Below are 3,217 nucleotides of genomic sequence, written 5' to 3' on the forward strand. Positions count from 1 at the left end.
GCCTATTGCGCCTATTACAATGAGAAACGCATTCAAGCGAAATTAAGTTACCGCTCCCCCAGGCAATTCAGGGAAGCGGTAACAGGTAAAACCACTCCGACGCTCAATTAATTCTGTCTCACAAAGTGGGGACAGTTCAGGCCGATCGGCCTTCCGCCTTTTTTCATTCCGCGCTTTTCCATGCGGCGCCGCGCCGTCCCGTCAGGACGCGCCGCGGGGCCTCCTGCCGAGATACCCGTGCAGAAGGAGCGCCAGGCCGAGGAGAATAAGCGGCATGGTCAGCCACTGTCCCCTAGTGAACCCGAGCGCCCTGATGCCGAGGAACCAGTCCGGCTCGCGGACATACTCGACAAGAAACCGGCACACCCCGTAGCCGAGCAGGAAGACTCCGGTCGGAGCCCCCTGGGGCCTGGGCTTTCTTGAGTAGAGCCACGTCAGAGTGAAAAGCAGGACGCCCTCCAGGCCGCATTCGTAAAGCTGGGAGGGATGCCTCGGCAACATGTCCCCCGACTGGGGAAAGGCCATGGCAAAAGGAAAGTCAGGGCTGGTCACCCGGCCCCAGAGTTCTCCGTTGATGAAATTTCCTATCCGTCCGAAAAACAGCCCGACCGGCGCGAGGGGAATGACAAAGTCCGCCGTCTTCATGAAGCTCTTGTGGTGCGTCACAGAAAAATAAGCAATGGCAGCCGCAACGCCCAGCATCCCCCCGTGGACGCTCATGCCGCCTTCCCAAATCGCAAAAACGCGCTCCAGGTGATGGATGTAAAAGCCAGGCTGATAGAAAAAGCAGAATCCAAGCCGCCCGCCTATCACAACGCCAAGAATGCCGTAAAACAGCAGATCCTCAAGATCCGAAACCTTCAGCCCCCTCCACTCTTCCCTGCAGCGCAGCCTCGCCAGCAGATAAAAAGCCGCAAACCCGACCAGATACATAATGCCGTACCAGCGGACTGACACCGGCCCGATCGAAAACGCAACCGGATCAAATTGTGGATGAATCAGCATGGCGAGATCTTCTTAATTTTCAAAACCCAAGCATTGTAGTGAAAAAAAGAGCCTTCTCCCGGAGGAATGCCCTCCCGGGAAAAGACTCTTTATGTCAAAAGCGGGCTAAGTCCCGGATGATCAGGACAGAACCGCACCCTTCATGCCGGAGCTGACCAGCTTCGCGTAGCGGGCCAGGTAGCCCGTTGTGATCTTCGGTTGGCGGGGCTCCCATGCAGCCTTGCGGCGGGCAAGCTCCTCGTCGGGCACGCACAGCGTGAGGGTATTGGCCTCGATGTCAATGGCAATCTGATCGCCTTCGTGCACCAGAGCGATCGGGCCGCCATCGGCAGCTTCGGGCGAGACGTGCCCGATGGAGGCTCCACGGCTCGCGCCCGAGAAACGCCCGTCAGTGATCAGAGCCACAGTGTTGCCAAGCCCCGCTCCGATGATGGCCGAAGTCGGGTTGAGCATCTCACGCATCCCCGGACCTCCTTTGGGCCCCTCGTAGCGGATCACCACGACATCGCCCGGGTGAATCTTGCCGCCCAGAATGGCGGCGATGGCGTCATCCTCGGAATCGAAAACACGAGCCGGACCCTGGTGCTTCATCATCGAGGGATCGACCGCTGAGCGCTTCACCACCGAGCCATCGGGAGCAAGATTGCCCTTGAGCACCGCGATGCCCCCCTCCTTCATGAACGGATGGTCAATCGGGCGAATCACCTCGGGGTTCAGTATCTCGTGCCCTGCGATGTTTTCTCCCACCGTCTTTCCCGTGACAGTGCGGCAGTCGAGATGCAGTCTGCCCAGTTTGGACAGCTCGTGCATCACGGCCGGAATGCCGCCGGCCTGCTCGAGATCGAGCATCGTCGCCTCACCGGCCGGGGAGAGGTGACAGAGATTGGGCGTATGCTTCGAAATTTCATTCGCATAGCCCAGGTCGATCTCAATGCCGCATTCGTGAGCGATAGCCGGCAGATGGAGCATGGAGTTGGTCGAGCAGCCAAGCGCCATGTCAACCATCAGAGCGTTTTCGAAGGCCTCGGCAGTCATGATGTCGCGGGGCCTGACGTTTTCTTTCACCAGGTCAAGGATCCGCATGCCGGTCTTTTTAGCCAGACGGATTCTCTCGCTCATCACGGCAGGGATGGTTCCGTTGCCAGGCAGCGCCAGACCGAGGACTTCGCTCATGCAGTTCATGGAGTTGGCGGTGAACATGCCGGCGCAGGACCCGCAGGTCGGGCAGGCGCAGTTCACGAGCCCGTTGAGGTCTTCCGCGGTCATCTTACCAGCGTGGAAAGTGCCGACCGCCTCAAACACGGAGGACACAGTCACCTTGTGGCCCTTGAACCAGCCGCCGAGCATGGGTCCGCCGGAAATGACGATGGACGGAATATTGATGCGGGCCGCAGCCATCAGCAGGCCGGGGACGTTTTTGTCGCAGGCCGCCACCATCACCAGGCCGTCAAAGGGGTGCGCGATGGCCATCGCCTCCGTGGAGTCCGCGATCAACTCGCGCGAAACCAGGGAATACTTCATGCCCTCGTGTCCCATGGCAATGCCGTCGCAGACCGCAATCGCCGGGAAGACAATCGGCACGCCGCCGGCCAGGGCGACTCCCTGCTTGACGGCATCCACGATCTTGTCCAGATTCATGTGCCCCGGAACGATATCGTTCTTGGAGCTGACAATGCCGATCAACGGGCGCTCAATCTCCTCATCCGTCAGGCCCAGGGCCTTCAGCAAAGCAAGCCGGGGGGCAGCCGTTGGGCCCTTTTTCATCTTGTCACTGCGCATTAGTTTCTCCTCAATTTGAGTCGTTGGACTGACGGGTTGAAGCGTGCTAGTCCTTTATTTTCAGCTTCTGGAAGTTATACAACGGAACAATACAAAATTCAGTACTAAATTGTATATACTTTCCCGAATCAGATTTACACCCGGACAGATCCGGCAGTCCGGCCAAATAAAAGGCAGCGGGAGTAAACCGGGATGAGGTCAGCCCGGGATCTGCGCAGAAAAAGGAAATCAGAGCGGCGCTCCCGATGTTTTTCCCCAGTCTCTCCAAGGGCTTCCGCGGCAACGTGCCGCATGGAACTAACTACGGTGAACTGGTATGGATTTCTTGGACAGATGTAAGACGGAATTATTTTAGGCATCCGGCTTTTCAATTTCTCGAAAAAATTTCTGTCGTAATCAGCAGCATTCAAGACACCGTTTCCTGTTTCTCCTT

3 protein-coding genes are annotated in these 3,217 nt (G+C 57.9%); all 3 read right to left on the reverse strand.

Features of this window, described 5'->3' with window-relative positions; all coding sequences use genetic code 11:
* Positions 1 to 201: 201 nt before the first annotated feature.
* On the reverse strand, positions 202 to 1,005 hold the full coding sequence (gene lgt / locus MAF45_RS11160) for a prolipoprotein diacylglyceryl transferase (protein WP_237980726.1): 804 nt from the start codon (positions 1,003 to 1,005) through the stop codon (positions 202 to 204).
* Between the two features lie 120 nt (positions 1,006 to 1,125).
* A complete protein-coding gene (gene ilvD / locus MAF45_RS11165; RefSeq protein ID WP_237980728.1) occupies positions 1,126 to 2,784 on the reverse strand; it encodes a dihydroxy-acid dehydratase in 1,659 nt (552 codons plus the stop codon).
* A gap of 134 nt (positions 2,785 to 2,918) precedes the next feature.
* Positions 2,919 to 3,217: hypothetical protein (locus MAF45_RS11170; RefSeq protein ID WP_237980730.1), on the reverse strand; the 299-nt coding region annotated here is incomplete at its 5' end.

The organism is Mesosutterella porci (assembly GCF_022134585.1).
In the GTDB taxonomy this organism is placed as follows: domain Bacteria; phylum Pseudomonadota; class Gammaproteobacteria; order Burkholderiales; family Burkholderiaceae_F; genus Mesosutterella; species Mesosutterella porci.

What these genes read in the sequence shown, in the direction of transcription:
- lgt (WP_237980726.1), bottom strand. Translation starts at nt 1,005, where the DNA reads ATGCTGATTCATCCACAATTTGATCCGGTTGCGTTTTCGATCGGGCCG.
- ilvD (WP_237980728.1), bottom strand. Translation starts at nt 2,784, where the DNA reads ATGCGCAGTGACAAGATGAAAAAGGGCCCAACGGCTGCCCCCCGGCTT.